This is a genomic window from Micromonospora sp. CA-240977 (genome assembly GCF_050942285.1).
GTDB lineage: Bacteria > Actinomycetota > Actinomycetes > Mycobacteriales > Micromonosporaceae > Micromonospora.
Map to the genome: position 1 here is coordinate 5,043,767 of NZ_CP192055.1, position 23,529 is coordinate 5,067,295.

Annotated in this window: 26 protein-coding genes; 9 read left to right on the plus strand and 17 right to left on the minus strand. The window is 71.0% G+C overall.

Going from position 1 to position 23,529, the window contains the following annotated elements:
- Positions 1-148: 148 nt before the first annotated feature.
- A complete protein-coding gene (locus ACQPWW_RS22690; RefSeq protein ID WP_433125371.1) occupies positions 149-361 on the plus strand; it encodes a hypothetical protein in 213 nt (70 codons plus the stop codon).
- A gap of 114 nt (positions 362-475) precedes the next feature.
- Here ACQPWW_RS22690 and ACQPWW_RS22695 read toward each other — a convergent pair whose 3' ends face one another.
- From ACQPWW_RS22695 to ACQPWW_RS22720, 6 genes are all read right to left on the minus strand, one after another.
- Positions 476-2,974: a hypothetical protein gene (locus ACQPWW_RS22695; RefSeq protein ID WP_433125372.1), complete on the minus strand. Its 2,499-nt coding sequence runs from the start codon at positions 2,972-2,974 to the stop codon at positions 476-478.
- Positions 2,971-3,324: a hypothetical protein gene (locus tag ACQPWW_RS22700; RefSeq protein ID WP_433125373.1), complete on the minus strand. Its 354-nt coding sequence runs from the start codon at positions 3,322-3,324 to the stop codon at positions 2,971-2,973. The genes ACQPWW_RS22695 and ACQPWW_RS22700 overlap by 4 nt, the downstream gene beginning before the upstream one ends.
- 295 nt (positions 3,325-3,619) lie before the next feature.
- On the minus strand, positions 3,620-3,781 hold the full coding sequence (locus ACQPWW_RS22705) for a hypothetical protein (protein ID WP_433125375.1): 162 nt from the start codon (positions 3,779-3,781) through the stop codon (positions 3,620-3,622).
- A 175-nt stretch (positions 3,782-3,956) separates the two neighbouring features.
- Positions 3,957-4,817: an alpha/beta fold hydrolase gene (locus tag ACQPWW_RS22710; protein ID WP_433125376.1), complete on the minus strand. Its 861-nt coding sequence runs from the start codon at positions 4,815-4,817 to the stop codon at positions 3,957-3,959.
- Between the two features lie 134 nt (positions 4,818-4,951).
- Positions 4,952-5,779 carry an SDR family oxidoreductase gene (locus tag ACQPWW_RS22715; RefSeq protein ID WP_433125378.1) on the minus strand — a complete coding sequence of 276 codons (828 nt, stop codon included), beginning with the start codon at positions 5,777-5,779 and terminating at the stop codon, positions 4,952-4,954.
- Between the two features lie 754 nt (positions 5,780-6,533).
- The gene (locus tag ACQPWW_RS22720; RefSeq protein ID WP_433125380.1) at positions 6,534-7,094 is read right to left on the minus strand and encodes a TetR/AcrR family transcriptional regulator; all 561 of its coding nucleotides are present in this window, start codon (positions 7,092-7,094) and stop codon (positions 6,534-6,536) included.
- Positions 7,095-7,168: 74 nt separating this feature from the next.
- Between ACQPWW_RS22720 and ACQPWW_RS22725 the strand changes: the two genes are divergently transcribed.
- Positions 7,169-8,176, plus strand: coding sequence for an alpha/beta hydrolase (locus tag ACQPWW_RS22725; protein ID WP_433125381.1), 1,008 nt, complete (start codon positions 7,169-7,171; stop codon positions 8,174-8,176).
- Positions 8,177-8,321: 145 nt separating this feature from the next.
- Here the strand turns inward: ACQPWW_RS22725 and ACQPWW_RS22730 are convergent, their stop codons facing one another.
- The 3 genes from ACQPWW_RS22730 to ACQPWW_RS22740 form a co-directional block, all read right to left on the minus strand.
- A complete protein-coding gene (locus ACQPWW_RS22730) occupies positions 8,322-8,696 on the minus strand; it encodes a DUF4259 domain-containing protein (protein WP_433125382.1) in 375 nt (124 codons plus the stop codon).
- 216 nt (positions 8,697-8,912) lie between these two features.
- Entirely contained in the window at positions 8,913-9,311 is a 399-nt protein-coding gene (locus ACQPWW_RS22735) for a cupin domain-containing protein (RefSeq protein ID WP_433125384.1), read from the minus strand.
- A gap of 19 nt (positions 9,312-9,330) precedes the next feature.
- Positions 9,331-10,191 carry a hypothetical protein gene (locus ACQPWW_RS22740; RefSeq protein WP_433125385.1) on the minus strand — a complete coding sequence of 287 codons (861 nt, stop codon included), beginning with the start codon at positions 10,189-10,191 and terminating at the stop codon, positions 9,331-9,333.
- A gap of 179 nt (positions 10,192-10,370) precedes the next feature.
- On the opposite strand from ACQPWW_RS22740, the gene ACQPWW_RS22745 reads away from it, so the two are divergent.
- The gene (locus tag ACQPWW_RS22745) at positions 10,371-10,670 is read left to right on the plus strand and encodes a DUF2306 domain-containing protein (RefSeq protein WP_433125386.1); all 300 of its coding nucleotides are present in this window, start codon (positions 10,371-10,373) and stop codon (positions 10,668-10,670) included.
- Here ACQPWW_RS22745 and ACQPWW_RS22750 read toward each other — a convergent pair.
- The 8 genes from ACQPWW_RS22750 to ACQPWW_RS22785 are packed head-to-tail and all read right to left on the minus strand — an operon-like array spanning position 10,657 to position 16,875.
- Positions 10,657-11,484: an IclR family transcriptional regulator gene (locus ACQPWW_RS22750; RefSeq protein WP_433125388.1), complete on the minus strand. Its 828-nt coding sequence runs from the start codon at positions 11,482-11,484 to the stop codon at positions 10,657-10,659. The genes ACQPWW_RS22745 and ACQPWW_RS22750 overlap by 14 nt on opposite strands.
- The gene (gene pcaC / locus ACQPWW_RS22755; protein WP_433125390.1) at positions 11,481-11,861 is read right to left on the minus strand and encodes a 4-carboxymuconolactone decarboxylase; all 381 of its coding nucleotides are present in this window, start codon (positions 11,859-11,861) and stop codon (positions 11,481-11,483) included. The genes ACQPWW_RS22750 and pcaC overlap by 4 nt, the downstream gene beginning before the upstream one ends.
- Positions 11,858-12,637 (minus strand): 3-oxoadipate enol-lactonase, encoded by a 780-nt coding sequence (gene pcaD / locus ACQPWW_RS22760; protein ID WP_433125391.1) that lies wholly within the window; start codon positions 12,635-12,637, stop codon positions 11,858-11,860. The genes pcaC and pcaD overlap by 4 nt, the downstream gene beginning before the upstream one ends.
- A complete protein-coding gene (gene pcaB, locus ACQPWW_RS22765) occupies positions 12,634-13,974 on the minus strand; it encodes a 3-carboxy-cis,cis-muconate cycloisomerase (RefSeq protein WP_433125392.1) in 1,341 nt (446 codons plus the stop codon). The genes pcaD and pcaB overlap by 4 nt, the downstream gene beginning before the upstream one ends.
- Entirely contained in the window at positions 13,949-14,521 is a 573-nt protein-coding gene (pcaG, locus tag ACQPWW_RS22770; protein WP_433125394.1) for a protocatechuate 3,4-dioxygenase subunit alpha, read from the minus strand. Before pcaG ends, pcaB begins: the two co-directional genes overlap by 26 nt.
- Positions 14,514-15,263, minus strand: coding sequence for a protocatechuate 3,4-dioxygenase subunit beta (gene pcaH, locus ACQPWW_RS22775; protein WP_433125395.1), 750 nt, complete (start codon positions 15,261-15,263; stop codon positions 14,514-14,516). Before pcaH ends, pcaG begins: the two co-directional genes overlap by 8 nt.
- Entirely contained in the window at positions 15,260-16,030 is a 771-nt protein-coding gene (locus ACQPWW_RS22780) for a CoA-transferase subunit beta (RefSeq protein ID WP_433125396.1), read from the minus strand. The genes pcaH and ACQPWW_RS22780 overlap by 4 nt, the downstream gene beginning before the upstream one ends.
- Positions 16,031-16,056: 26 nt before the next feature.
- Positions 16,057-16,875 (minus strand): CoA transferase subunit A, encoded by an 819-nt coding sequence (locus ACQPWW_RS22785; RefSeq protein WP_433125398.1) that lies wholly within the window; start codon positions 16,873-16,875, stop codon positions 16,057-16,059.
- Between the two features lie 295 nt (positions 16,876-17,170).
- On the opposite strand from ACQPWW_RS22785, the gene ACQPWW_RS22790 reads away from it, so the two are divergent.
- The 6 genes from ACQPWW_RS22790 to ACQPWW_RS22815 all read left to right on the plus strand — a co-directional run bounded on the left by ACQPWW_RS22790 (position 17,171) and on the right by ACQPWW_RS22815 (position 23,513).
- On the plus strand, positions 17,171-18,631 hold the full coding sequence (locus tag ACQPWW_RS22790; protein ID WP_433125400.1) for a benzaldehyde dehydrogenase: 1,461 nt from the start codon (positions 17,171-17,173) through the stop codon (positions 18,629-18,631).
- An 18-nt stretch (positions 18,632-18,649) separates the two neighbouring features.
- Complete coding sequence (locus ACQPWW_RS22795; RefSeq protein WP_433125402.1) at positions 18,650-19,831, plus strand: 4-hydroxybenzoate 3-monooxygenase; 1,182 nt, start codon at positions 18,650-18,652, stop codon at positions 19,829-19,831.
- A 208-nt stretch (positions 19,832-20,039) separates the two neighbouring features.
- The gene (locus ACQPWW_RS22800; RefSeq protein WP_433125403.1) at positions 20,040-21,014 is read left to right on the plus strand and encodes an ABC transporter substrate-binding protein; all 975 of its coding nucleotides are present in this window, start codon (positions 20,040-20,042) and stop codon (positions 21,012-21,014) included.
- A gap of 72 nt (positions 21,015-21,086) precedes the next feature.
- The gene (locus ACQPWW_RS22805) at positions 21,087-21,887 is read left to right on the plus strand and encodes an ABC transporter permease (protein ID WP_433125404.1); all 801 of its coding nucleotides are present in this window, start codon (positions 21,087-21,089) and stop codon (positions 21,885-21,887) included.
- A complete protein-coding gene (locus ACQPWW_RS22810) occupies positions 21,884-22,708 on the plus strand; it encodes an ABC transporter permease (protein ID WP_433125405.1) in 825 nt (274 codons plus the stop codon). Before ACQPWW_RS22805 ends, ACQPWW_RS22810 begins: the two co-directional genes overlap by 4 nt.
- Positions 22,701-23,513: an ABC transporter ATP-binding protein gene (locus tag ACQPWW_RS22815; protein ID WP_433125406.1), complete on the plus strand. Its 813-nt coding sequence runs from the start codon at positions 22,701-22,703 to the stop codon at positions 23,511-23,513. Before ACQPWW_RS22810 ends, ACQPWW_RS22815 begins: the two co-directional genes overlap by 8 nt.
- The last annotated feature ends 16 nt before the right edge of the window (positions 23,514-23,529 follow it).

Consider the following 23,529-nt stretch of genomic DNA (forward strand, 5'->3'; position numbering starts at 1 on the left):
ACTGGCCGACGGCGAACAGGCTCCTCGGCGGCCCGGACCAACGGGCCCTCGCCGAACGGCTTACCGTCGCCGTCGGCGTCCCTTCCGAGGTGATGATCGCCGCCGCCCGGCGTCGGACACTTCGACGGCGGACCCTCCGCCAGACTCGTTGACCAGGCCACTCGGGGAGTTGACCGGGCCGTCCACCGTCAACAGGGCCTGGGACGTACTCGACGCGGTCATCTACGGCGTCGGCATTAACGGCGACGAGACCCTGCTCCGGCAGTTGCGCACCGACCCGCGCATTCCCGCCCCGCTGCGACAGGCCGCCACCTGGTGGCTGAACCTGCCCCGCTATATCCGCGACAGCGCGGCCCACTGACCCGGCGACTCTCTGCCTTGCACCCGGTGGCAACAACTGCAAGACCACGTCCCGCTACGGCCCTGAGTGCCCCACGGTGTGCGCACGAACGCCGGGTACGTGATCGGCCCGCCGTCAACTGTTGAACGACTGCGCGCCCAGCTCCCAGCGGCGCAGGTCGACCGGAGACTGCTTGGCGCGCATCGCCGCGATGTTCTCGCGGAGGTGGCGCAGGTGCAGGGAATACGCCTGCGGATTCGCCCCGCCCCAGCGGCCGAAGATCTCCTCGGCCTCGGCGTTGTGCTGGAACGCCTCGGCGCGACGGCCCAACTGCCAGAGGTGCCCGCTCAGGTTCGCCAGCACGGCGGCCAGGTCGAGTTCGAAGGCCACCGCGTTGGCTCGGACGAGGTCGCGGAAGATGCCCACCGCCTCCTCGGCAGCCGTTACCGCGGCGCTCACCTGCCCCAGTTCGGCGTGGCGCAGGCTGACGGTGTTCAGGGCGAGCGCCAACTCGGGCAGGTACACCGACGGCTCGTCGTCACTGAGGCGGCGCCAGATCCGCTCCGCCCGACGGACGGTCGCCAGCGCCTCCACGCCCCGGCCCCGATGCGCCTCGATCACCGCCAGGTTGGTGAGCGCCCCGGCCAGGCCCCGCTCACCCCGTGCCGTCCTGCGACCACCGCTGAACAACTCGACAGCTCGTCGACCCGCCACCTCGGCCTTCTCGTGCGACTCGACGTTCGACAGGCGGAGAGCGAGGTTGTCCAGCGCCTCCGCGAGCGCCCACCGGATCGACCCGGCCTCGTCGCCCGCTTCCCGGGCGAGCGGGGCGAGCAGCTCCACGGCCCGTTCCGCACTGCCCAACGCCGCAGGATAGTGGTTCACGGCGGCGAGTCGGTGTGCCCGCAGATGCAGGGCCAGGGCGAGCAGTGCGGACGTCTCCGCCGAAGCGTCGGCCGCCACCGCGGCCTCGCCGGCCGCGACGGCCAGGTCGGCCTGCTCCAGCGCTGCCTCGCGGTCCCCGGCGGTGGCCAACCGGCGCCCGTACGCGATGTGCAACCGGGCCCGCTCGACCGGGCTCTGATGCCGGGTCAGGCGGGCCGAGGTGAGGCGGGACACCACCTCGCGCGCCACGTTGTCGAAGTCGATGTGCCGCCGCGGCGGCAGGAAGGGCTCGATCCGCGCCAGAAGGTCGACGTCCACGCCCGGCAGGTCGACGATCTTCGCGAGCACCGCCCCGCCGGCGGCGGTGGCGAGCGCCGGGTCGTCGCGTAGGGCCGGCAGGACCACCGTGTCGGCCACGTGTCGCCAGCCGGACGCCACCTCGACGAGCACCGTGAGCGCGCCAGCCCGGACCCGGGCCGCCTGCGCGGCGGGCAGGCCCGTACCGCGCAGCAGGGCGCGGACGACCCCGAGCGCCCACGGCCGCGCAGCGTACGACGACCACCGGTGACCGGGAAGTGCCAGCGCCAGGTACGCCTCCCCGAGCCGGTCGGGCTGCAACGGCTCCAGCACCCACCCGGCTTCCCGGGGCGGATAGCAGGTCGAGTGGTTGGCCAGCACCTCGGCCACCCTGCCGGGTTCGCCCACATCGGCGCAGTGCAGGATCGCCCGGCCCACGTCGTACGGGACGGGACCGGCCAGCATCGCGGCGAGAACGGCGCGGTCGAGCTGCTCGGCTGCGCGGGTGCCGCCGTCGCCGGCCAGCAACTGCTGCCAGTGCCCGACCTCACGGTCGAGCAGGCAGCCGTACATGTCGACCAACGTGGACGGCACCCGCAAAGTCGGATCGTGGCTGACCGCGACCGCGACCAGCGCGGCCAGTTGGAGACTCAGCGCCGCTCCGTACGCCGGGTCGGCCAGATTCGGTACGCGCACCGCGTCGATTCGGGAATGCGGAACGAGCGTGGCGAAGCGGGCGGCGGCGGTGTGGAAGAGCCGCCTTCTGGTGTCCAGGTCGGGTGCCAACGGAGCCAGCGCGAATTCGCCGACAGTCATGCCCAGGGTGGCCCGCAGCCAGTGCCGCAACGCCTGCCACCAGTACCCCACGGATCGGGCCAGCACCAGCACCCGCACCGGGCCCTCGCGGTGCAGCTGGGGATCGGTGAACAGCGCGCGCAGGTCGCTGGCGGGCCACCAGTCGCCGTAGTCGACCAGCACCAGGAGCCCGCCGGCGACCCGGCGTGGCCCGCGCGTCGCGGCGCGATCCGGCTCCCCCGGATCGCGGTGGGCCCGCAGGACCTCCCAGCCGGCCTGACGAGCCGTTTCCGCCACCTGGTCGGCGAGGCGCGTCTTGCCCTGCCCGCCCGGCGCGTGGATCAGCTGGACCGCGCGGTCCGACCCGGTGCCCGTGCCGGTCAGCCAGTCCCGCAGTGACCGTTGCTCCTCGTCCCGACCGAGGAAGCGGACCACCCGATGCCGCGCGTCGAGCAACTCGGCGAGACGCAGGGTCTCCGCCGGCCGTGGCGCCTCGCCGGTCAGGGCGGTCAGTCGATAGTGCGGCTGCCCGAGAATGACGTCGCCGTCGACGTACCCGGAGATGGCGACGCTGCCCGGGGCGTCGGCCCAGGCGTCACCGGTGTTGGTGAGGGCGTACCCGGCCGAGGTCAGCGCGTCGGAGTGATCCCGGTTCATCGGCGGCGACGGACGATTCCGCTGATCGCCTGTCCACCGTCGCCGGCCGTGGCGTCCCCGGTGCGGGAGGCCTTCATCGGCGTGGTGTCGCCGGCCGGGGCGTCGATGCCCGAGTTGGCGTACCCCGTGCCCCGCGCCCGGGCCATTCCCGTCTCGCGGGCGTGGACTCCGGACCGGGCCGCCGGGAGGGCGGCCCAGAAGGCCACGCCCACACCGCCGATCCCCGCCAGCGCGGACACCGCAGTCGCGATCCTGTCGGCCGAGTCCCACCGCAGAACGACGAAGGAGGTGGCCAGCACAGCGACCAGCAGTCCGGTGATCAATAACACGAGGTGACGGCGCGATCTCATAGGGTCATCGTGACGTGCTCGTCAAGTGACGCCCGCCGCGCAGGGGTGGGCGCGTCCGGCGCGCTCTGGTCATCGGCGCGGGCTTGCCGCGCCAGGCGCGCACCATTCACATCACCTGGCGGCGCCGACGCGCACCGGCGCCGTCCCAACGCATCGCTGACGACGGTTCGGCCCGCCGCCGGAGTGGGTTATCCCTCGGCAGCAGGTCGGCTGTGCACCACCAACTCGTCGATCTCCAACCGGCCGACGCGCAGCTCCCGCACGACCGCCCGGCGGATCGCCAGCCGCCCGATGGTCAACGCCCCGACGGCCACGGCCCCGACGGCCAGCGCTTCACGGCGAGGGCACCGAGCGAGACCGCCCCCGCAGCCTGCGCGCCGGTAGCCACCGCGCCCGTCGCCACCGCGCCGTTGGCGCGCGCCCCGGTCAACCGCATCAGGCGTACCTGTCGCTTCATCCCACCCAGCTCCCCACTCCCGGGCCCGTGGCCCTGGCGTCGCCCAGGCACCTTGGGCCCGCTTCGGCACTGTTCCATCGAGCAGCGCGAGGTCGACGTTCTGTCAACGCGACCGGGGCGCCGAGGGCGCAGCGCGTGGTCGGCGGCAGAAGCGGATGCGGGACAGTGGCATCGGTCATCCGAGGAAGCGGTGAAGTGCGTCTGTCAGGTCGTCAGGGTTCTCCTCGGCGACATGGTGTCCGGACAGGATCGGTTCGCCGCGTAAGTCTGTGGCCCAAGGTCGCCAGACGGCGAGCGGGTCGCCATACAGATCTTCCATGTCGTCACGGGTCGACCACAGGAAAAGCGTCGGACAACGGACGGTGCGGCCGGCACGCCGGTCGGCCTCCTCATGCTCCCGGTCCACGCCGAGGCCGGCGCGGTAGTCCTCCAACATTGCCCGCACGGTTGCTTGATCGTGAATGGCCTCCCGCAACTCCCGATAGTTCTCGGCCCCCATACGCTCGGGCTCCGCACTGTCGTACCAGGCATCGGGGTCGGCCATGATGGCACGCTCTGGCTTCTCCGGTTGGGCGAAGAAGAACCAGTGGTACCAGTCTCGGGCGAACCTCGCGTCGCATCGGGCGAGGGCCTCGCTGATGGGTACACCGTCCATGACCACCAACCGGCTGACCGCGTTGGGATGATCCAGCGCCAGGCGTAACGCCACATAACAGCCGCGGTCGTGCCCGACCACGGCGAACGTCGGATGGCCGAGCGCGTTCATCAACCGGAGCATGTCGCCGGCCACCGTGCGCTTGGACTGTTGGGAGTGGTCGGGGCGGATCTGCGCCTTTCCGGACTGTCCGTAGCCGCGCATGTCCGGGCAGACCACCGTGAATCCATGATCCACCAGTCGCGGCGCGACCCGGTGCCACGTCGATCCGGTACGCGGATGCCCGTGGACGAGCAGAACCGGGCGACCCTGTCCGGCGTACCGGACCCGCAGCTCCACATCTCCGACGTCGATCCGCTCGTCGGTGAAACCTTCGAACATGCGCGGGCGGTACCCCAGCCCCTCCTGCCTGCAAACATCCGCTCATCGGCACGGCCGGTCGCCTGACGCTGTCGGTCTCGCAGGTACGGCCCCTGACGCCCGCTCGGCGGTTTCAGCGTCGTCGCCGCACCTGCTCATGTAATGGTGTGATGGCCCGCCTTGATCACCTGGTCATATTCGCTGCGTCGGGCGTCGTAGGCGGGTTGCAGGAACGCCTCCGTGTCGGGTCCTACCGGCAGCCGCAGGGGCGGCGAGTCCATCTGCCCGAGCCGCCAGACCACGTCGGCGAAGAGTTCGGGGGCGTTGATTTCCGCCTTGGTGTTCATGCCGAGCAGCGCGTCGAGCATGCCGTCGTCGACCTGCGTGTAGTCGGCGATGCGGTGCTCCGGCATCACCAAGTTGGCGCTGTACCCGGTGGCGAAGCCGCCCGGCTGCAGGATGGTCACCTTCACCCCCAAGGGCCCAGCCTCGACGGCCAGCGACTCGGCCGCCCCCTCCACCGCGAACTTGCTCGCGGTGTACGCGGCGAGGCCCGGGAAGGGAACCATGCCGGCGACCGAGCTGACGAAGATGGCGTGCCCGTGGCGCTGCGCCCGCCACACCGGCAGCACCGCGCGGGTGAGCCGCCACGGCCCGAACACGTTGGTGTCGAACTGCGCGGCGAGTTCCGCGTCGGACACCTCCTCGAAGGTGCCGAACTGACCGTACGCCGCGTTGTTGACCAGGACGTCGACGCCGCCGAAGGCGTCCACCGCCCGCTCGACCGCTGCGGCGCACTCCTCCGGATCCCGTACGTCCAGGGAGACGGCCACCACGTTGTCCGGATACCGAGCCACCAACCCGTCCAGGGCCTCCGGCCGTCGTGCCGTCGCCACCACCTGGTCACCCTCGGCCCCGAGCCGGGCCGCGAGAGCACGACCGAGTCCACTTGAACACCCCGTGATCAACCAACGCTTCGTCATCGCCCTGGACCCGCCCTATCCACTGGGTTATTTGGCGATTGCAGAGTGTCAGAGGTGATGTAGGAGGTGAAGAGCGTTGACCGTCGCCAAACTGATTCGTCGGATATCCGGCATGGCGGTGACCGGAACCACCTGTGGCGCAAACGGTTGCGTCCCGGACCGCTGCGGCGGCCGGGGCCTCGCCCGACTCCCAGGGTCCAGGACGCCGCCTCGATGAGCACCGGGCGCTGCGCGACGAGCAGGTCGCCACCGTCTGGGCCGACTGCCCTGGCGGGCCGGGCGCCACACCACGCCCACTCAGCTCGGCGCCGGCCGGCGGCGGGATTGGTCGGCTGCTAGGACTATGGGTGTACACCGACGTCAGGAACGCATGCCGGCACGCCGAGGTGCTCCGGTCGAACGTCGTGAACCTCATGACCAGCTTGACCAGGAGTTCCTCGAAGCGGGGCCAGTGACCATCGCGGCGTTACTCGAGCAGGCCGACGAGCGCCACCACGCCAGCGCGCCCGCTCGGCGGAAGTTGCGGACGTCCCCCAGCGACCGGGACCTTCGCCATGCCACTCCGGCGTCGAACTGTGTTCCAGAAACGCGGGCGAGGGCCAGCAGAGTCGCCCTCGCCCTCTGGATCGTGCCTGATGAGTGGTTACCCTCGGGGCCGAAGACCTGGCGGATCGACGGGCGCGTGGAACAGGACAGCGTCCGCTGACCGCTCTCCAGCACGCCCTGACCGGGGTTCTGGTGCTGGTCGGCGTCGTCAGCCGAAGTGGTGTAAAACCATCTCGCTCAATGCGGTGATGTCCGCGTCAATCATCGGCACGCCGGTCATGCCCATCCGGTGGAGCAAGGTTCCGACGACGGTGTCGATGAAGAGCAGGACGCGGTTCTCGGGCTCGCCCACCGCTTCCTGAAGCGTGCGCAGGTATGGGGCCTGAAAGCGGGTGGACAGCACCCTGCGCAGGACCGGATCGCTGACGCCGTCCACGAACACACCGGCGAACGCCGCGGCGACCCCCGGCTCGCTGATCTTCGCTGCGATCCAACGGATGGTCGAGGTCAGGATCTCGGCGCGATCATCGCTGTCCAGTGGTAGCGGACCGAACGCGTCGAGGAGGCAGTCGACGATCAGCGCGCCCTTCGACTCCCATCGGCGGTAGATCGTCGTCTTCGCGACTCCCGCCGCTGCCGCGATGCGGTCCATTGTCGCGCCCGCGTAGCCCAGTTCGTGAACCGTGTTCAGCGTCGCGGCGAAGACCACGGCGTCGATGCCGACGCGTGGGCGCCCGGGCGGCTTGGCGGCGGGAGTCGCTGGGCTCATGCCTGCACGGTACCAATTATGCTACTGTCAGTTTCGCTACCCATGGTAGCGGAACACTGTGATCGAGGAGAGCCATGAACGACGTCACGGGCGCGGAACGGCCACCACTGGGTGTCCGGGTGCTGCACGCTCTAGCGAAGGAGCGGGACTGGTTGACGTTGACGACCGAGGAGTTGGTCGCCTTCCGCGACGCGGAGAATCGCAAGCGGGCGTCCCGGCTCATCCGCGTGGTCACCGGGTTCCCGGACCGCGCCGCCACGATCCAGTGGCAGGAGGTGACGCTGCCGGATCGTCGGGTTCGGGTCCGGGTGTACCGGCCGTCGACGAAACACGGCGGCGGGCGTACCGACCTGCCGCTCGTGCTGCACGTGCACGGCGGCGGGTTCGTCGGTACGGCGGTGCAGAGCGACTGGGTGAACAGCCACCTCGCCGCACGGTTGCCGGCGGTCGTCGTCTCGGTAGAACACCGTCTTCTCGCTCCGGGGACTCCACTGACGGCGGCCGTCGACGACGGCTGGGACGTGCTGCGGCACCTGGTGCGGCACGCCGTGGAATGGGGAGTCGACCCGGCGCGGACCGCGGTGGTCGGCGAAAGCACCGGCGCGTTGATTGCCGCACTGGCCGCCATCCGGGCCAGAGAAACCGGCCTGCTCCTGCGGGCACAGGTATTGGTCAACCCCGCTCTCGATCTGACCGAGACAGCGTTCGACCACGCCTCGATGACCCGGCACGCCCACAGCCCGACCCTGACCATCACACAGATGCGGCTGTTCCAGCGATTGGCCGTTCCGCCGGGAACAGATGCTCGTGCGGTGTCTCCGCTGCGGGCCGACGACCTGAGTGGGCTGGCCCCTGCACTCGTGGTGGTGCCAACACTCGACCCGGTGGCCGATCACGGACGTACGTACGCCGAACGGCTGCGTCAGGCCGGGACACCCGTGCGGCTCACCGAACATCCCGGAGCGACGCACGCGTTCCTCAGCATGCCGGGCGTGGTGCCGCAGGCCAAGGCCGCGCGGGGCGACATCGCCGAGTTCCTCCGCGATCGCCTACCCGGATCGGAGCGCACGCACGGCCGGTGATGTGCCCACCGGGTTAGGCGCCTCACCTGGGGGCGGCTCTATTCTCTGTCGCATGGCTGAGCTGGTCGCCGCTCAGGATGATCGCGTCCTGGTCGAGTGCGGTGTCTTCGGTCTGATGGACCTGGAGGTGCGGACGGCCGGAACGTTACGCCTGTTCGGCCTCGGCCAGTTCGGCGAGCTGATCGAAGGTTCGGACGAGGTGTGCACGTCGCTGTTCCTTGTGGTCGGGTGTGGGCCCCAGGTCGTCGATGGCCATGTCCCAGACGGTCAGGAACTTGGTTTTCCAGTCGGCGATGGTGTCCAAGTCGGGCAGGTCGACCCCGACGTAGTTCTGTTGGGCAATGAGGTGGAGCAGTTCGAGGTTGCAGGGCACGGCGACGCCCCAGTATTCGTCGGGCTCAATCTTGACCGGGTCGCCGGACATCGCCTCGGCGACTTCGGCGATGAGTCGGTGGGTCAAGCTCCCCAGATGGTCGGCTGCCGTGTCGCTGTCGAAGTTGCCGCTGCCCCAACCGCCCATTGGTCCTCCGCCTGTCATGCCCGCTTGTCCTATGAATGCAACCAGGTCGGTGCGACGTGTGGCAGCGGCGGAGTGGCCACCCCGGCCGCCGCCGCCCGCGCCGACGAGGTCGACGCCGCGCCGAAGGGCTTCCTGACCCCGGTAGCGCATCGGTCGGTGGGGGCAGTCAACGCTGACTGCCCCCGCCGACCAGCACCGACGAGGCGGTGCTGCTGCTCACGACATGTGGAAGTCGGCGAACTCGAAGCCCGGACTCACCACGCAGCTGACGAGAACGTGCTCGTCGCCCGCCGGTCTCGCGGACTGCCACTCGCCCGCCGGTACCAGGATTTGCGGGCACTCGGCACTCAGGATTGTCGGCACACTGTCCCTGCCGACGGTCAGCGCCAACGGGCCACCCGAGTGCCAGAACCAGATTTCGTCCGACCGCACGGTGTGCCAGGCCGACGAGTCACCCGGTTCGAGGAGGAAGAGGATCGCCGTTGCGGCGGCACGGCTGCCCGGGTAGCCGTCCGGCTCGAACGCGACAGCGGACCGATAGGTTTCCCGGAACCAGCCACCTTCGGGATGCGGCTGCAGATCGAACTGCTCGGCAAGAGGCGGACGTGCGGTCATGGAGGCCACTGTAGTGACGTCACCGCGATGCGGTCAGTGATCCGGTGTCGGCGAGGAAGGTCCGCAGCGTCCGCGCCGGCCGTCCGGTGACCCGCTCGACCGTCTCGGTCACCTCCGCGAAGCGGCCCGCCTGGACGCGTTCGAATGTCAATACGGAGAGATCTCGTTCGAAGCCGCTCATGCCGGCGACCGCCTCGGCGATGGTCACCTGCCGGTGGGTCACGGGCCGTCCTGCGGCTGCGGAGAGCAGCTCCGTGGTGCGCGGCAGCGACAGTGTCTCCGGGCCGGAGAGCTCGTACACCTGACCGGCGTGCCCCCCGTCGAGCAGTGCCCGCTCGGCCACGGCCGCGATGTCCCGCGCGTCGATCCAGGCCACCGTTGCGTCCTCGGCGGGGAAGGGAAGCTCCCCGGCGTCGACGATCAGGTCGCGGTAGAAGCGCGGATCGGTGAACACCTGCATGAACCAGCTCGGGCGCAGGATCGTCCAGGTTCGGCCGCTGTCCCGTACCGCGCGCTCCGCACGCGGCGCCCACCCGTCCGGCCCGGTGTGGTCCGGATCCCGCTCCGAGAGCAGCACGACCCGGGCCTGGGCGGGGACCTCGGCCAGCAGCGCGCCAATCAGCTCCGGCGCGTCCGCCCGGTCCGGCCGGACCACGTACACCGCGTCGATGTCCTTGGCCGCCGCCCACCCAGACGGATCGTCCCAGGAGAACGCGGTCGGACGGACGCCGTCGAGGTGGACCGTGGACGGATCGCTGCTTCCGCCGCGCACCTCGACACCAGACCGCGCCGCGAGCAGTTCCGCCAGTGGGAGCCCCGTCTTGCCGCGGACCCCGGTCACCAGCACGCGCGTCGTGCTTGCCGAGTTCGTACCCCGCATGTGAATCACTCCTCACCCTCGAGTCGCTGACGTTCCTGGTTCCACGAGCCGGCGCAGCCGTCTCAGCGTCGACTCGGTGAGGCGCGCGGCGACGGCTGGTCACCATCCCAGTATCCGGCGGCTCGCCGTCCCGACCAGTGATACGGCGTCACATCCGGTCATGACGCCACGCCGCCGGTATGCGGCTCATCTTCGGCTCGGCCATGGCCGGCTCGATCCTGGTCGGTCTCGCCGCCGCGCTCCGCCGGGACATCGCCCGGCACCGCAGGTGGATGGTGCGCGGCTACGCGATCGGCCTCGGCGCCGGCACCCAGGCGCTCACCCACGCGCCGTACCTCATCGCGACCGGCGAGCAGCCCGACGGGAATCTCCGGGCCGGGCTGGTGGTCGCCGGCTGGTTGATCAACCTTGCGGTGGCCGAGTGGTACCTGCGCCGTCCGGCCCGGGTGGTCACCGCGCCGGCCCTCAAGCCGAGCTGAGCCCGCGCGCGTCGGCCGTCGGTGTCCGGCTCAGGCCGCCCCGGATGTCCTCCTCGATCCGCTTCGCGGCGGCCAGCAGCGGCGGGAGCAGTTCTCGACGGATCATCTCGAAGGACCCTCGGCTGGCGTGCGCGGAGACGTTCACCGCGGCGATCACCGACCCGTTCTCGCCGTGGATCGGCGCGGCCACCGAACGCAGCCCCTCCTCCAACTCCTGGTCCACGATGGCGTACCCCTGGGTGGCGATCTTCGTCAGGACGGCGCGCAGCTTGGCCGGGTCGGTGACGGTGCGCCGGGTCAGCGGCCGCAGCTGCGCGGTGGCGAGGTAGTCGTCCAGCCACTCCACCGGTTGCGCGGCGAGCAGCACCCGGCCCATGGAGGTGGCGTACGCGGGGAACCGGGTGCCGACGCTGATCCCCACCGTCATGATCCGCTTGGTGGGCACGCGGGCGACGTAGACCACCTCGTCACCGTCGAGCACGGACACCGAGCAGGACTCGTGCACCTGCGCGACCAGCGCCTCCATGTGCCGCTGCGCGACCTCGGGCAGGCTCAGGCTGGACAGGTAGGCGTAGCCGAGTTCGAGGATCCGGGCCCGCAGCGAGAAGAGCCGGCCGTCGGTGTGCACGTAGCCCAACTCGACCAGGGTGAGCAGGAACCGGCGCGCCGCGGCCCGGGTCAGCCCGGTCCGTCTGGCCACCTCACTGAGCGTGAGCTGCGGATGTTCGCCGTCGAACGCCCGGATCACCGCGAGGCCGCGCTCCAGCGACTGAACGAACTCCGGCGACCTCGTCGCCTCCTCGCTCACGCTCACCCGGCCTCCTGCCGCAGGGTCTCCCGGGCCACCTTGAACGCCCGGTTCGCCGCCGGTACACCAGCGTAGACGCCGACCTGGAGCAGGACCTCCGCCACCTCCTCCGGGCTGAGCCCGTTGCGCAACGCGGCCCGGACATGCATCGCCAGCTCCTCGTCGTGGTGCAAGGTGGCGAGTACGGCGAGGGTGACGCAACTACGGGTCCGCCGGTCGAGGCCCGGCCGGCTCCACACCTCCCCCCAGGCGTAGCGGGTGATGAAGTCCTGGAAGTCGGCGGTGAACTCGTCAGCGCCGGCGATCGCCCGGTCCACGTGCGCGTCACCCAGCACCTGTCGACGTACCGTCATGCCCGCCTCGTGCCGCTCGCGGTCGTTCATTCGTCATCACGCCCCTCGTGGAAGTGTTCCAACAGGAGTCGGCACACCTGCTCGGGTTGCTCGACGTTGGCCAGGTGCGCCGCCGCGTCGACCACCGCCAGCCGGGCCCGTGGGATGCGACCGACGATCTCGCGGGCGTGCTCCACCGGGGTGGCCGGGTCGTCCGCTCCGGCGATGACAAGCGTCGGCGCGGCGACCCGGCCGAGGTCGGGTCGGAGGTCCATCGCGGCTATCGCCTCGCAGCAGGCGGCGTATCCGGCCGGCGACGTCGTGGTCAGCAGGGCGCGGTGGGTGGCGACCACCTCCGGCCGGGCGGCGGCGAAGGCCGGGGTGAACCAGCGGGCCACCACCGCGTCGGCGATCGCCGGCAGGCCGTCGGCCCGGACCGTCGCGGCTCGTGCCCGCCACTGCTCTGGTGGGCCGAGCGACGCCGACGTGCAGAGCAGCGCCAGCCGCCGCACCCGGTCGGGCGCGTACGTGGCGAGCCACATGCCCACCATGCCCCCGAGGGACAACCCCGCGTAGTGGACCCACGGCACGTCGAGGTGGTCCAGCGTCCGCAGCAACTCCCGGCCCAGCAGGTCCAGCGTGTACGGTCCGGGCGGCACCGCCGAGCGCCCGTGGCCCAGGTGGTCGTACCGGATGACCCGGAACCGTTGGGCGAGCGCCGACACCTGGGGTTCCCACATCGCGGCGGCGGTGCCGAGGGAGCTGCCGAGCAGCAGCACCGGCGCGGCGGCCGGGCCGTCGACGGTGAGGTGCAACCGGGTGGTCATCCGCCCGCTTTCGGGACGGCGGCCAGGGCACTGTCGACGAACCGGCCGGCCGAGCCGAGCCAGCGGTACGGGTCGAGCGCCTCGGCCAGCTCCGTGTCGGACAGGTGGGCGCGGACCTCGGGATCGGCGAACAGCGCGGCGCGGAACGAGGGTTCGGCGGCGGCGCGGGTCACCAGGTCGTGTGCGACGCGGCGACCGACGGCGGGCGCCAGGCGCGCGGCGACCGCCTCGGCGAGCAGAAGGCCTCCGGTCGCGTCGAGGTTCTCCCGCATCCGCTCCGGGCGGACCTGCAGCCCGGAGAGCATCCGGGCGCACCGGGCGGTGGCGCCACCGGCCACGTGCAGCAGATCGAGCAGCGGCTCCCACTCGGCGTGCCAGCCGCCTGCGGCCCGTTCGTGCTCCTGCACCGCCGTGGCGAACAGGGTGGAGACGAGACCCGGACCGCGTCGCGCCGCGGCAGTGACGAGGATCGAGTCCACCGGGTTGCGCTTGTGCGGCATGGCCGAGGAGCCGCCTCGTCCGGCGCCGCCCTCGGCGACCTCACCCACCTCGTTCTGGGCGAGCAACCCGACGTCGAGCGCGATCTTGCCGGCGGCCACCAGGACCCCACCGAGGGCGGCGGCCAGATCGAGCCAGGGTTGACGGCGGGTGTGCCAGGGCAGCGGGCTCGGGGGGAGGCCCAGGTGCGCCGCGAACCGCTCGGTGACCTCGGCGCCGGCCGGGCCGAACGCGGCCAGGGTGCCGACCGCGCCGCCGAGTTGCGCGGGCTGTGCGGCGCGGGCCTGACGCAGTCGGTCCTGGGCCTGGACCAGACCGGTCAACCAGCCGGCGGCCTTGAGCCCGAAGGTGCTGGGTGCCGCCTGCTGCCCGAGTGTCCGGGCGACCATCACGGTGTCCCGGTGGGCGTCGGCCAGCCGGGCGGCGGCGTGCACTGCCACGTCGAGCTGAGCCAGCAGCGGCCCGAGCGCCCGCACCGCCACCAGGACCAGCGCGGTGTCCAGCACATCCTGGCTGGTCGCTCCGGAATGCACCCAGGCTCGGGCATGCTCCGGCACGGCGGCGGTCAGCTCCCGCACGAGCGGGACGACCGGGTTGCCGGTGGCGTCGGCGGCCCGGCCGAGCGCCGCCGGGTCGTACCGTTCGGCGCGGCACTGCTCGGCGATCGCCTCGGCCGCCGGCACGGGCAGGATGCCGGCGTCCGCCGCGGCCCGGGCGAGTGCGGCCTCCACGTCGAGCATCGCCTGGAGCAGGGCCGGGTCGCTGAGTTCCGCGTCGACGTCCGGGGTGCCGGAGAGGCCGCCGAGCAGGCCGTCAGAGGGCGAAGAAGACGGTCTCATGGTCGCCCTGAAGGTGGATGTCGAACCGGAGCCCGTCCGGGGCAGGACTGGCCAGCAGGGTGTCACGGCGGTCGGCGTCGACGCTGCGCAGCACGGGGTCGGCGGCGTTCGCCGTCGACTCGTCGGGGAAGTAGAGCCGGGTGACGAGGCGATGCAGCAGCCCACGCCCGAACACCGACAGGGTCAGGTGGGGGGCTTCGGTGCCGCCGTCCGGCTCGGGCAGCGCACCCGGCTTGACGGTCAGCAGCCGGTACCACCCCTGCCCGTCGGTCTCGCTCCGCCCGAATCCGCGAAAACCCGCGAGCGCGGGCGGCCGGGCCCCCCGGGGGTCGTCCGGATGGTCGAACCGGCCCTCCGGGTCGGCCTGCCAGCTCTCCACCATCGCGTCGACCACCGGCGTCCCGGTGCCGTCGACGATCCGACCGCTGATCCAGAACGCGCCCGGCGTGCCCTCGGGCACCACGTACGGGCCGTCGGGCCAGCGCAGACCGATGTGCAGGTACGGCCCGACGGTCTGCGCGGGCATGACGCCCAACCGCTCACTCATCGTCGTCCTCGTCCTCGAAAGGGGTGCTCTCCCGGCCACGCAGCACGATGTCGAATTCGTACGCCAGCGCCCACTCCGGTGCGGTGCTGGCGTGGTCGTACCGGGCGATCATCCGTTCCCGGGCCTTCGGGTCACGGACCGAGTTGAAGATTGGGTCCTGGAAGAAGAGGGGGTCGCCCGGGAAGTACATCTGCGTCACCAGCCGCTGGGTGAACGCTCGGCCGAAGAGGGAGAAGTGGATGTGCGCCGGCCGCCAGGCGTTGTCGTGGTTACGCCAGGGGTAGGCGCCGGGCTGCACGGTGATGAACCGGTAGCGCCCCTGGTCGTCGGTGAGCGCCCGGCCGACCCCCTCGAAGTGGGGGTCGAGCGGTGCCGGCCAGGTGTCCCGTGCGTCGCGGTACCGACCGGCGGCGTTGGCCTGCCAGATCTCGACCAGCGTGTGGGGTACCGGTCGGCCGTCACCGTCGAGGACCCGCCCGTGCACGATGATCCGCTGTCCCTGCGGCTCGCCGTCGTGCTGGCGGGTCAGGTCGTGGTCGAGCGCACCGACCCGCCCCTCCCCCAGCAACGGCCCGGTCACCTCGGTCAGCCGCTGCGGTAGGTAGACCAGTGGGTGTCTCGGCGCCCGCGCCACTGTCGACTTGTAGCCGGGGCTGAGCAGGGGCGGGTGCGCGTCGACGTCGTCGCGCCGGTACCGCGGTAGCACCAGGCCGCTGCTGGTCCGGGTGTCCTGAGTGGTCATTGTCGTCTCCCGTCGGACTTCGTCGCCTCCAGCGCCCGCAGCACCTCGAGTTCGCGTGCCGTCGGCGGCGCACCGGTGGCCAGTCCCCCGGCGACGGCGAGGTCCCAGCCGGTGGCCGCCCGCGCCTGCTCCCGGGTCACGCCGGGGTGCAGATGGGTCAGTGTGAGTTCGCAGGTGACCGGGTCGGGTTCGAGGACGCCGAGGTCGGTGATCACCACTCGGGGGCCTCCGCCCCGCAGACCGAGTCGCTCCCGGTCGCCCGGGCCCGTCCCGTACCCGACCGAGGTGACGAAGTCGACCCGTTCGGTGAACGTTCGGAGGTCCTGCCGGACGATCACCACGACCTCGCCGCAGGAGGCGGCGATCTCCGGGGCGCCACCGGCGCCGGGCAGCCGGACCGTCGGGGCGTCGTAGTCGCCGCCGACGACAGTGGTGTTGATGTTGCCGTAGCGGTCGATCTGCGCGGCGCCGAGGAAGCCCACGTCGATCCGGCCGGGCTGGAGCCAGTAGTTGAACACCTCGGGCACCGAGACGACCGCGTCAGCGGTGTCGGCGAGGATCCCGTCTCCGATGGAGAGCGGAAGCCGGTCCGGCTTCGCGCCGAGGCACCCGGATTCGTAGATGAGCACCAGGTTCGGGGCGTGGGTCGCCCGGGCGAGGTTCGCCGCGGTGCTGGGCAGCCCGATCCCGACGAAGCAGGCGGTGCCGTCGCGTAGTTGCCGTGCGGCGGCGACGGTCATCATCTCGTCCGCGGTCCAGTCCGCCATCGCGTTCCCTCGCTCGCCGGGCTGACTCATGCCGCCGCGCCGGCCCTGTGCACGTGCTCGTCCAGCCAGGCGCGGAAGGTGTCGCGGTGTCGGCTGACGGCGTCCCAGTCCCGGTAGAAGTCGTTGTCCCGCACCGAGTAGCCGTGGGCGTAGGAGGGGTGCGCGCCTCCGGGCACCTCGGCCACCGCGGTGACCGCCCAGCCGGGCAGGATCACCTGCCCGGGTACGGGTTGCAACTCGTCCACGATCTCCTCGACGGTGACCAGTGACCGGTGGGCGGCGAGCACCGCCTCCTTCTGCACGCCGGTGATGCCCCACATCTGCACGTTGCCGTTCCGGTCGGCGCGCTGGGCGTGCACCACCGTCACGTCCGGACGCAGGGCGGGGACGGCGGTCAGCGTCTCGCCGGTGAACGGGCAGGTGATGGGCCGGATGTTGGTGGTGTGCCCGGGCAGGTCGGTGCCGGTGTAGCCGCGCAGGACGGCGAACGGCAGCCCGGACGCCCCGGCGACGTACCGGTTGGCCATGCCCGCGTGACTGTGCTCCTCCAGGTCGAGTGGACGTGGCCAGGCGTGCTGCACGGCGTCCCGGAAGCGGTGCAGCGACCCGACACCCGGGTTGCCACCCCAGGAGAAGACCAGGCGACGGGCACAGCCCGCCCCGATGAGCTGGTCGTAGATGACGTCGGGGGTCATCCGCACGAGGGTCAGATCCTGCCGCCCCTGGCGGATGATCTCGTGACCGGCGGCGAACGGAATGAGGTGGGTAAACCCTTCCAGGGCCACCACATCGCCGTCGCGGACCAGGTCCGCCACGCCGTCTGCCAGCGAGACGAGCTTCGCCATGGGCCTCCCGCCTCCCGCCCGAACCATGCCGCCGCAGCCGTTCGCTATGCGGACTGCCGTACTCATCTCGAACGTACGACGGGGAACGACATCCGTCAACGACAGGCCGGACCCGCCGTCCACAGTGCGCGGCAATCACGCCGGGCGATGCGTTGACGCGAGCCGGGCCACGTGCCAACGTTCATGGAGAGAACGGCCGTTCGGTAAGCGAACACCTTCGGGCCCTTCGTGAGCGGAAGTCCGCCCGGTCACCCCGGGACCAGCCCACCGGCCCCACGCTCCGAGGAGGACCGCCATGACACTGCTGGACGTCACGACCTGGCAGGGCACCCTGCACAGCGACGGCTGGGTGGAACCGGCCGGCGGCACGGCACCCGTGCGATCCCCCGCCACCGGCGAAGAGATCGGCCAGGTCGGCGTGGCGAACGCCGCGGACGTGACGCGCGCCTGCGCCCGCGCCGCCGCCGCCCAGCGCGCCTGGGCCGCCACCGGCTATGCCGAGCGGGCCGCGGTGCTGCGCCGGGCCGGGCAGCTGTTCGAGCGGCACGCCGCCGAGATCGGCGACTGGATCGTGCGGGAGTCCGGGTCCATCCCACCCAAGGCCGGCGTCGAGACCGACACCGCGGCGCAGGAGTGCTACGAGGCGGCGGCGCTGGCCTCGCACCCGCTCGGCGAGATCATCCCGAGCGCGCAACCGCGGCTCAGCCTGGCTCGCCGGTTGCCCGTCGGCGTCGTCGGGGTCATCGCGCCGTTCAACTTCCCGCTCATCCTGGCCACCCGTTCCGTCGCCCCGGCCCTGGCGCTGGGCAACGCCGTGGTGCTCAAGCCCGATCCGCGCACGGCGGTCTGCGGCGGTGTCTCGATCGCCCGGGTCTTCGAGGAGGCCGGCCTGCCCGACGGGCTGCTGCACGTCCTTCCCGGCGGGGTCGAGGTCGGGGAGGCGCTGGTGGCCGACCCGAACGTACGGGTGGTCAGCTTCACCGGGTCCACCGCTGCCGGCCGCAAGGTCGGCGAGGCGGCGGCACGCCACCTCAAACGCGCGCACCTCGAACTCGGTGGCAACTCGGCGCTGATCGTGCTCGACGACGCCGATCTGGACCTCGCGGTCTCCGCCGGCGCCTGGGGGTCGTTCCTGCACCAGGGCCAGATCTGCATGACCACCGGCCGGCACCTGGTGCACGAGAGTCTGTCCGAGCGGTACGTCGAGCGGCTGGCGGAGAAGGCGAACCACCTGCCGGTCGGCGATCCGGCCAAGGAGCAGGTGGCGCTCGGACCGATCATCGACGAGCGCCAGCGCGACAAGGTCCATGCACTGGTCACGGCGAGCGTCGACGCGGGTGCCCGGTTGGCGGCCGGGGGCACGTACGAGGGGCTGTTCTATCGGCCGACGGTGCTCACCGACGTCACCCCCGCGACCCCGGCGTACGCCCAGGAGGTCTTCGGCCCGGTCGCGCCGGTGATCACCTTCGCCGACCAGGACGAGGCCGTGCAGTTGGCCCGGCAGACCGAGTACGGCCTGTCGCTGGGAATCCTGGGCCGCGACGTGATGAGGGCGATGGCCCTCGCCGACCGGATTCCCAGCGGGATCGTGCACATCAACGATCAGACGGTGAGCGACGAGGCGGTGGCGCCGTTCGGTGGGGTGGGGGCGTCCGGCACCGGCTCCCGGTTCGGTGGGCCCGCGGCGAACGTCGAGGCGTTCACCGAGACCCAGTGGCTCACCGTGCAGGGCACCATCACGCGGTACCCGTTCTGACGCCGGGAGGAGAGGAGCATGCCGGGAATGCGTACCCAGGTCGGCATCGTCGGCGCCGGGCCGGCGGGGCTCATGTTGTCGCACCTGCTGCACCTGCGCGGAATCGAGTCCGTGGTGCTGGAGAGCCGCAGCCGCGACCACGTCGAGCACCGGCTCCGCGCCGGGGTCCTCGAACAGGGCTCGGTCGATCTGCTCTGCCGCAGCGGCGTCGGTGAGCGGCTGCGACGGGAGGGACTGCGCCACGAGGGCATCGAGCTGCGCTTCGCCGGGGAGTCGCACCGGGTGCCGATGGCAGATCTGACCGGGCGGGCGATCACCGTCTACGGGCAGCAGGAGGTGGTCAAAGACCTGATCGCCGCCCGGCTCGCGGCCGGTGGCGCGATCCTCTTCGAGGCCGACGCGGTACGCCTGGCCGGTCTCGACTCGGACGCGCCGGTCGTCCACTTCAGACGGGACGGGAGGGAAGAGGAGCTGCACTGCGATTTCGTGGCTGGCTGCGACGGGTTCCACGGGGTGAGCCGCGGCGCGGTGCCCGAGGGGGTGCTGACCACCTACGAGCGGGCGTACCCCTTTGCCTGGTTGGGCGTCCTCGCCGCCGCGGCGCCGGCGGTGGACGAACTCATCTACGCCAACCACGAACGGGGCTTCGCCCTCTACAGCATGCGCTCGCCCGAGATCTCTCGGCTGTACCTGCAGGTCGCGCCGGACGAGGACATCGCCGCGTGGCCGGACGAGCGGATCTGGACGGAGCTGCGGGCCCGGTTGGAGACGGTGCCGGGATGGTCGCTCAACGAGGGACCGATCCTGGAGAAGTCCATCACCGGGATGCGCAGCTTCGTGGTCGAGCCGATGCAGTGGCGGCGGCTGTTCCTGGCCGGGGACGCCGTGCACATCGTCCCACCCACCGGCGCGAAGGGCATGAACCTTGCCCTCGCCGACGTCGCGCTGCTCGGGGACGCCTTCGCCGCGTGGTACGACGGGGGCCGCACCGATCTGCTGGATGGCTACTCGGCCACGGCGTTGCGCCGGGTCTGGCGGGCCCAGCACTTCTCCTGGTGGATGACCTCCATGCTGCACCGGCTGGAGCGCGACGACCCGTACGAGACGAAGCTGCAGACCGCCACGCTGAGGTACGTCGCCACCTCCGAGGCGTACGCCAGGAGCCTGTCCGAGAACTACGTGGGCCTGCCCGAGGTGTGAGCGCGAGCTGGTGCGACGTCGCCACAGCAGAGCGTTGTTCAACTTATTCATGACGGGCGTCAGATATTATTGACTTTCAATGCCGGGGTGACTGACCATGGCCAACACAGCGGCGTGCGCCCCCACGCAGCGGTAGTTCACCTGCAGATCCGAGGCATCCGCCGACTTCCGACGCACCCACCACCCCCGCCCAGGAAGGGCCTCGTCAATGAAGAAGGTCATGGCTCTCGGGCTGATCGCCGCTACCGCGATCGCCCTCACCGGATGTACCGACTCCGACGCGTCCAACCCGTCCGACCAGACCTCGGGCGACCTGCGCAAGGTTCGGGTCGCGGCGCTGCCCATCACCGAGACCGCCGCGCTCTGGGGCGGCATCAAGGCGGGCATCTTCACCGAGCGCGGGCTCCAGGTCGAGGTGCTGCCCGCCCAGGGCGGCGCGCAGGCCATTCCGGCGCTCATGAACGGCGACATCGACTTCGCGATCGGCCAGCCCTTCGGCCCGTTCCGGGCCGACCTGCGGGATCTCGGCGTCGTCATCATCGGCAACTACGCCTCCTCGTACGCCGACGGCGACGACATCAACGCCGTGGTCGCCTCCGCGAAGTCCGGCATCAAGCGGCCGGCCGACCTCGCCGGGAAGCGGGTCTCGGTCAACAGCCTGGGCGCGGCCGGCGACGTGACGATCATGGCGGCGGTCGAGAAGGACGGCGGCGACCCGTCGAAAGTCAAGTTCGTCGAGGTCGCCTTCCCGGACGCCCCGGCCCAACTCGAATCCGGCAACATCGACGCCGCCTGGGTGCCGGAGCCCTTCGTCACCCAACTGAAGGCCCGCGGCGACACCTTCGTCGTCGCGCCCTACCAGGCGGTGGTGCCCGGCCTGACCACGCTCACCACCATCACCACCAAGGAACGCACCGAGAAGGACGCCAAGCTGGTCGAGGACTTCACCGCGGCGATGAAGAAGACGCTGGAGTGGGCCAAGGACCCCGCCAACGAGGCGGCGCTACGGCAGGCCATCAAGGACAACCTGGAGCTGCCCCCGCCGGTCGCCGAGTCGGTGCGGCTGCCGGCCTTCGGTTGGGAGGTCGACCGGTCGAGCCTGCAGACGCTCGCCGAGCTCGCGCAGAAGTACAAGGTTCTCGACAAGCAACCCAACCTCGACCGTCTCATCCAGCAGCAGTAGCCGGCGCGATCCCGCCCTCCCCGACCCCCGGACCGGGGAGGGTCTCGCCGCCCGCCTGACGACGGGAGTGACATGCGCGTGTTCCCCACCCGACGCCTGCGCGCCTTACGCAAAGCGATGCTGGGCGTCGTCGGCCTGACCGGGTTCCTCGTCGTCTGGCAGCTGATCCCGACGCTGGGCCTGATCAACCCGCTGTATCTGCCGTACGTGACGGACGTGCTGGCGCGGCTGTTCGAGCATCTCGTCGACCTCGCGTTCTGGCGACGGCTGGGCAGCACCATGACGTCCTGGGCGATCGGCCTGACGGTGGCGACCGTCGCCGCCGTCGTCCTCGGCACTGTCGTCGGGTTGGTGCCGTTCCTGCGGCGCGCGACGCACACGATTGTCGAGTTCCTGCGACCGATCCCGTCAGTCGCCCTCATCCCACTCGCCGTGCTGATGTTCGGCATCCAGCGGCAGGCCGCCCTCGTCATCATCATCTACGCGTCGTTCTGGCAGGTGTTCGTGCAGGTGATCTACGGCGTCGCCGACGTCGACGCGGTGGCTCGCGACACCGCCCGCAGTTTCGGTCTGACCCGGCGGGAGCAGTTGTCGCACCTCGTCCTGCCCACCACCTTGCCGTACCTCATGACGGGCCTGCGCCTCGCCGCCGCGGTCGCGCTCATCCTCGCCATCACCGCGGAGATGGTGATCGGTAACCCCGGCCTCGGGCGCATGATCGAGCTGTCCCGGTCCGCCGGAGACGCCGCCGGCCTGTACGCGCTGGTCGTGGTCACCGGCCTGCTCGGGCTCACGGTGAACATCGTCTTCCGGTTCATCGAGCGTCGGGTGCTGTCGTGGCACCAGTCGGTACGAGGAGAGGAGCCGTTGTGACCGCGTACACCGGGCGGATCGCCACCACGGCACGCAGCCGGACCGTCGGATCCCGGATCGCGGCGAGCCTGCTCTACCCGCTGGGGCTGCCGACGCTGCTGCTGGTGCTCTGGGGGCTGGTGGCGACGAGGACGACGAGTCGGTTCTTCCCCGACCCGTTGACGATCGCCGAAGCCTTCCGGGAGACCTGGGTCGGCCCGGCGTTCGTCGAGGACGTGCTGCCCAGCCTCGCCCGCCTCGGCCTCGGTGTCGCCGGGTCGATCGTGCTCGGCATCGCCGCCGGCACCGTCATCGGCCTGACCCGCTGGTTGCGCGAACTCCTCGAACCGCTGCTGGAGTTCCTCCGGGCCATCCCGCCGCCGGTGCTGATCCCGGTGGTGATGCTCCTGCTCGGGATCACCGACACCATGAAGGTCGTCGTGATCGCCTCCGGCGCGGTCTGGCCGATCCTGCTGAACACGATCGAGGGTGTCCGGGGGACGGACAGCGTCATGACGGAGACCGCGGAATCGTTCCAGGTCACCTGGTGGGAGCGGCTCTGGTTCCTCGTGCTCCCGGACGCCAGCCCACGGATCATGGCCGGGGTCCGGCAGGCCCTCTCGGTAGCGCTGATCCTGATGGTCATCTCCGAGATGTTCGCCTCCTCCTCCGGCCTCGGCTACCGGATCGCCTACTTCCAGCGCAACTACCTGATCGCCGAGATGTGGAGTGGCATCTTCCTCCTCGGTCTCGTCGGCGTCTTCCTCGCCGTAGCTTTCGGTCTCGTCGAACGGCGTGTTCTGCGCTGGTACCACGGAATCAGGGAGGTCAACCGTGCCTGATCGGAGCACCCTGCTGCGGGTGGAGCACCTGCGGAAGGTTTACGAGTCGGCGACGGGCACCGTCGAGGCGATCGGCGACATCAGCTTCACGATGGACGCCGGTGAGCTCGTCTGCATCGTCGGGCCGTCCGGTTGCGGCAAGACCACCCTGCTGAAGTGCCTCGCCGGCCTGCTGCGGCCCACCAGCGGCGTGGTCGAGATGGACGGCTCGCCGGTGACCGGGCCCAGCCCGGCCATGGCCGTCGTGTTCCAGGAGTACGGTCGCAGCCTCTACCCCTGGCTGACGGTGCGCGGGAACGTCGAGCTGCCACTGCGGCACAAGAAGCTCACCCGCGCGGCCCGGAACAAGCTGGTCGTCGAGGCTCTTGAGGCGGTGGGCCTCGCGCACGCCGCGCGAAGCCACCCGTGGCAGCTGTCCGGGGGGATGCAACAGCGGGTGGCGATCGCGCGGGCGATCGCCTACCAGCCCGACGTCCTGATCATGGACGAACCGTTCGCCGCCGTGGACGCGCAGACCCGGGCCGACCTGGAGGACCTGGTCCGCGAGCTGCACGCCAGCCGCACCATCTCGGTTGTCTTCGTCACCCACGACATCGACGAGTCGGTGTATCTCGGTCAGCGGGTTCTAGTATTGTCCACGTCGCCGACCTGGGTCCAGGAGGACCTCACGATCGACCTGCCGCCGGAGCGCGATCAGATCACGACCCGCGCTCTGCCCCGTTTCACGGAACTGCGGACGCACGTCTACGACCAGATCCAGCGGGCCAAGCGCGGGCAGGCTGTGGCCCCGCGATCCGCGCGGTGATCGGCGGCCAGGCCAG

Bases quoted from the DNA above. Each gene is read 5' to 3' on its own strand.
- ACQPWW_RS22695 (WP_433125372.1), bottom strand. From the start codon at position 2,974: ATGAACCGGGATCACTCCGACGCGCTGACCTCGGCCGGGTACGCCCTC.
- ACQPWW_RS22700 (WP_433125373.1), bottom strand. From the start codon at position 3,324: ATGAGATCGCGCCGTCACCTCGTGTTATTGATCACCGGACTGCTGGTC.
- ACQPWW_RS22705 (WP_433125375.1), bottom strand. From the start codon at position 3,781: ATGAAGCGACAGGTACGCCTGATGCGGTTGACCGGGGCGCGCGCCAAC.
- ACQPWW_RS22710 (WP_433125376.1), bottom strand. From the start codon at position 4,817: ATGTTCGAAGGTTTCACCGACGAGCGGATCGACGTCGGAGATGTGGAG.
- ACQPWW_RS22715 (WP_433125378.1), bottom strand. From the start codon at position 5,779: ATGACGAAGCGTTGGTTGATCACGGGGTGTTCAAGTGGACTCGGTCGT.
- ACQPWW_RS22720 (WP_433125380.1), bottom strand. From the start codon at position 7,094: ATGAGCCCAGCGACTCCCGCCGCCAAGCCGCCCGGGCGCCCACGCGTC.
- ACQPWW_RS22725 (WP_433125381.1), top strand. From the start codon at position 7,169: ATGAACGACGTCACGGGCGCGGAACGGCCACCACTGGGTGTCCGGGTG.
- ACQPWW_RS22730 (WP_433125382.1), bottom strand. From the start codon at position 8,696: ATGGGCGGTTGGGGCAGCGGCAACTTCGACAGCGACACGGCAGCCGAC.
- ACQPWW_RS22735 (WP_433125384.1), bottom strand. From the start codon at position 9,311: ATGACCGCACGTCCGCCTCTTGCCGAGCAGTTCGATCTGCAGCCGCAT.
- ACQPWW_RS22740 (WP_433125385.1), bottom strand. From the start codon at position 10,191: ATGCGGGGTACGAACTCGGCAAGCACGACGCGCGTGCTGGTGACCGGG.
- ACQPWW_RS22745 (WP_433125386.1), top strand. From the start codon at position 10,371: ATGCGGCTCATCTTCGGCTCGGCCATGGCCGGCTCGATCCTGGTCGGT.
- pcaC (WP_433125390.1), bottom strand. From the start codon at position 11,861: ATGAACGACCGCGAGCGGCACGAGGCGGGCATGACGGTACGTCGACAG.
- pcaD (WP_433125391.1), bottom strand. From the start codon at position 12,637: ATGACCACCCGGTTGCACCTCACCGTCGACGGCCCGGCCGCCGCGCCG.
- pcaB (WP_433125392.1), bottom strand. From the start codon at position 13,974: ATGAGACCGTCTTCTTCGCCCTCTGACGGCCTGCTCGGCGGCCTCTCC.
- pcaG (WP_433125394.1), bottom strand. From the start codon at position 14,521: ATGAGTGAGCGGTTGGGCGTCATGCCCGCGCAGACCGTCGGGCCGTAC.
- pcaH (WP_433125395.1), bottom strand. From the start codon at position 15,263: ATGACCACTCAGGACACCCGGACCAGCAGCGGCCTGGTGCTACCGCGG.
- ACQPWW_RS22780 (WP_433125396.1), bottom strand. From the start codon at position 16,030: ATGGCGGACTGGACCGCGGACGAGATGATGACCGTCGCCGCCGCACGG.
- ACQPWW_RS22785 (WP_433125398.1), bottom strand. From the start codon at position 16,875: ATGGCGAAGCTCGTCTCGCTGGCAGACGGCGTGGCGGACCTGGTCCGC.
- ACQPWW_RS22790 (WP_433125400.1), top strand. From the start codon at position 17,171: ATGACACTGCTGGACGTCACGACCTGGCAGGGCACCCTGCACAGCGAC.
- ACQPWW_RS22795 (WP_433125402.1), top strand. From the start codon at position 18,650: ATGCCGGGAATGCGTACCCAGGTCGGCATCGTCGGCGCCGGGCCGGCG.
- ACQPWW_RS22800 (WP_433125403.1), top strand. From the start codon at position 20,040: ATGAAGAAGGTCATGGCTCTCGGGCTGATCGCCGCTACCGCGATCGCC.
- ACQPWW_RS22805 (WP_433125404.1), top strand. From the start codon at position 21,087: ATGCGCGTGTTCCCCACCCGACGCCTGCGCGCCTTACGCAAAGCGATG.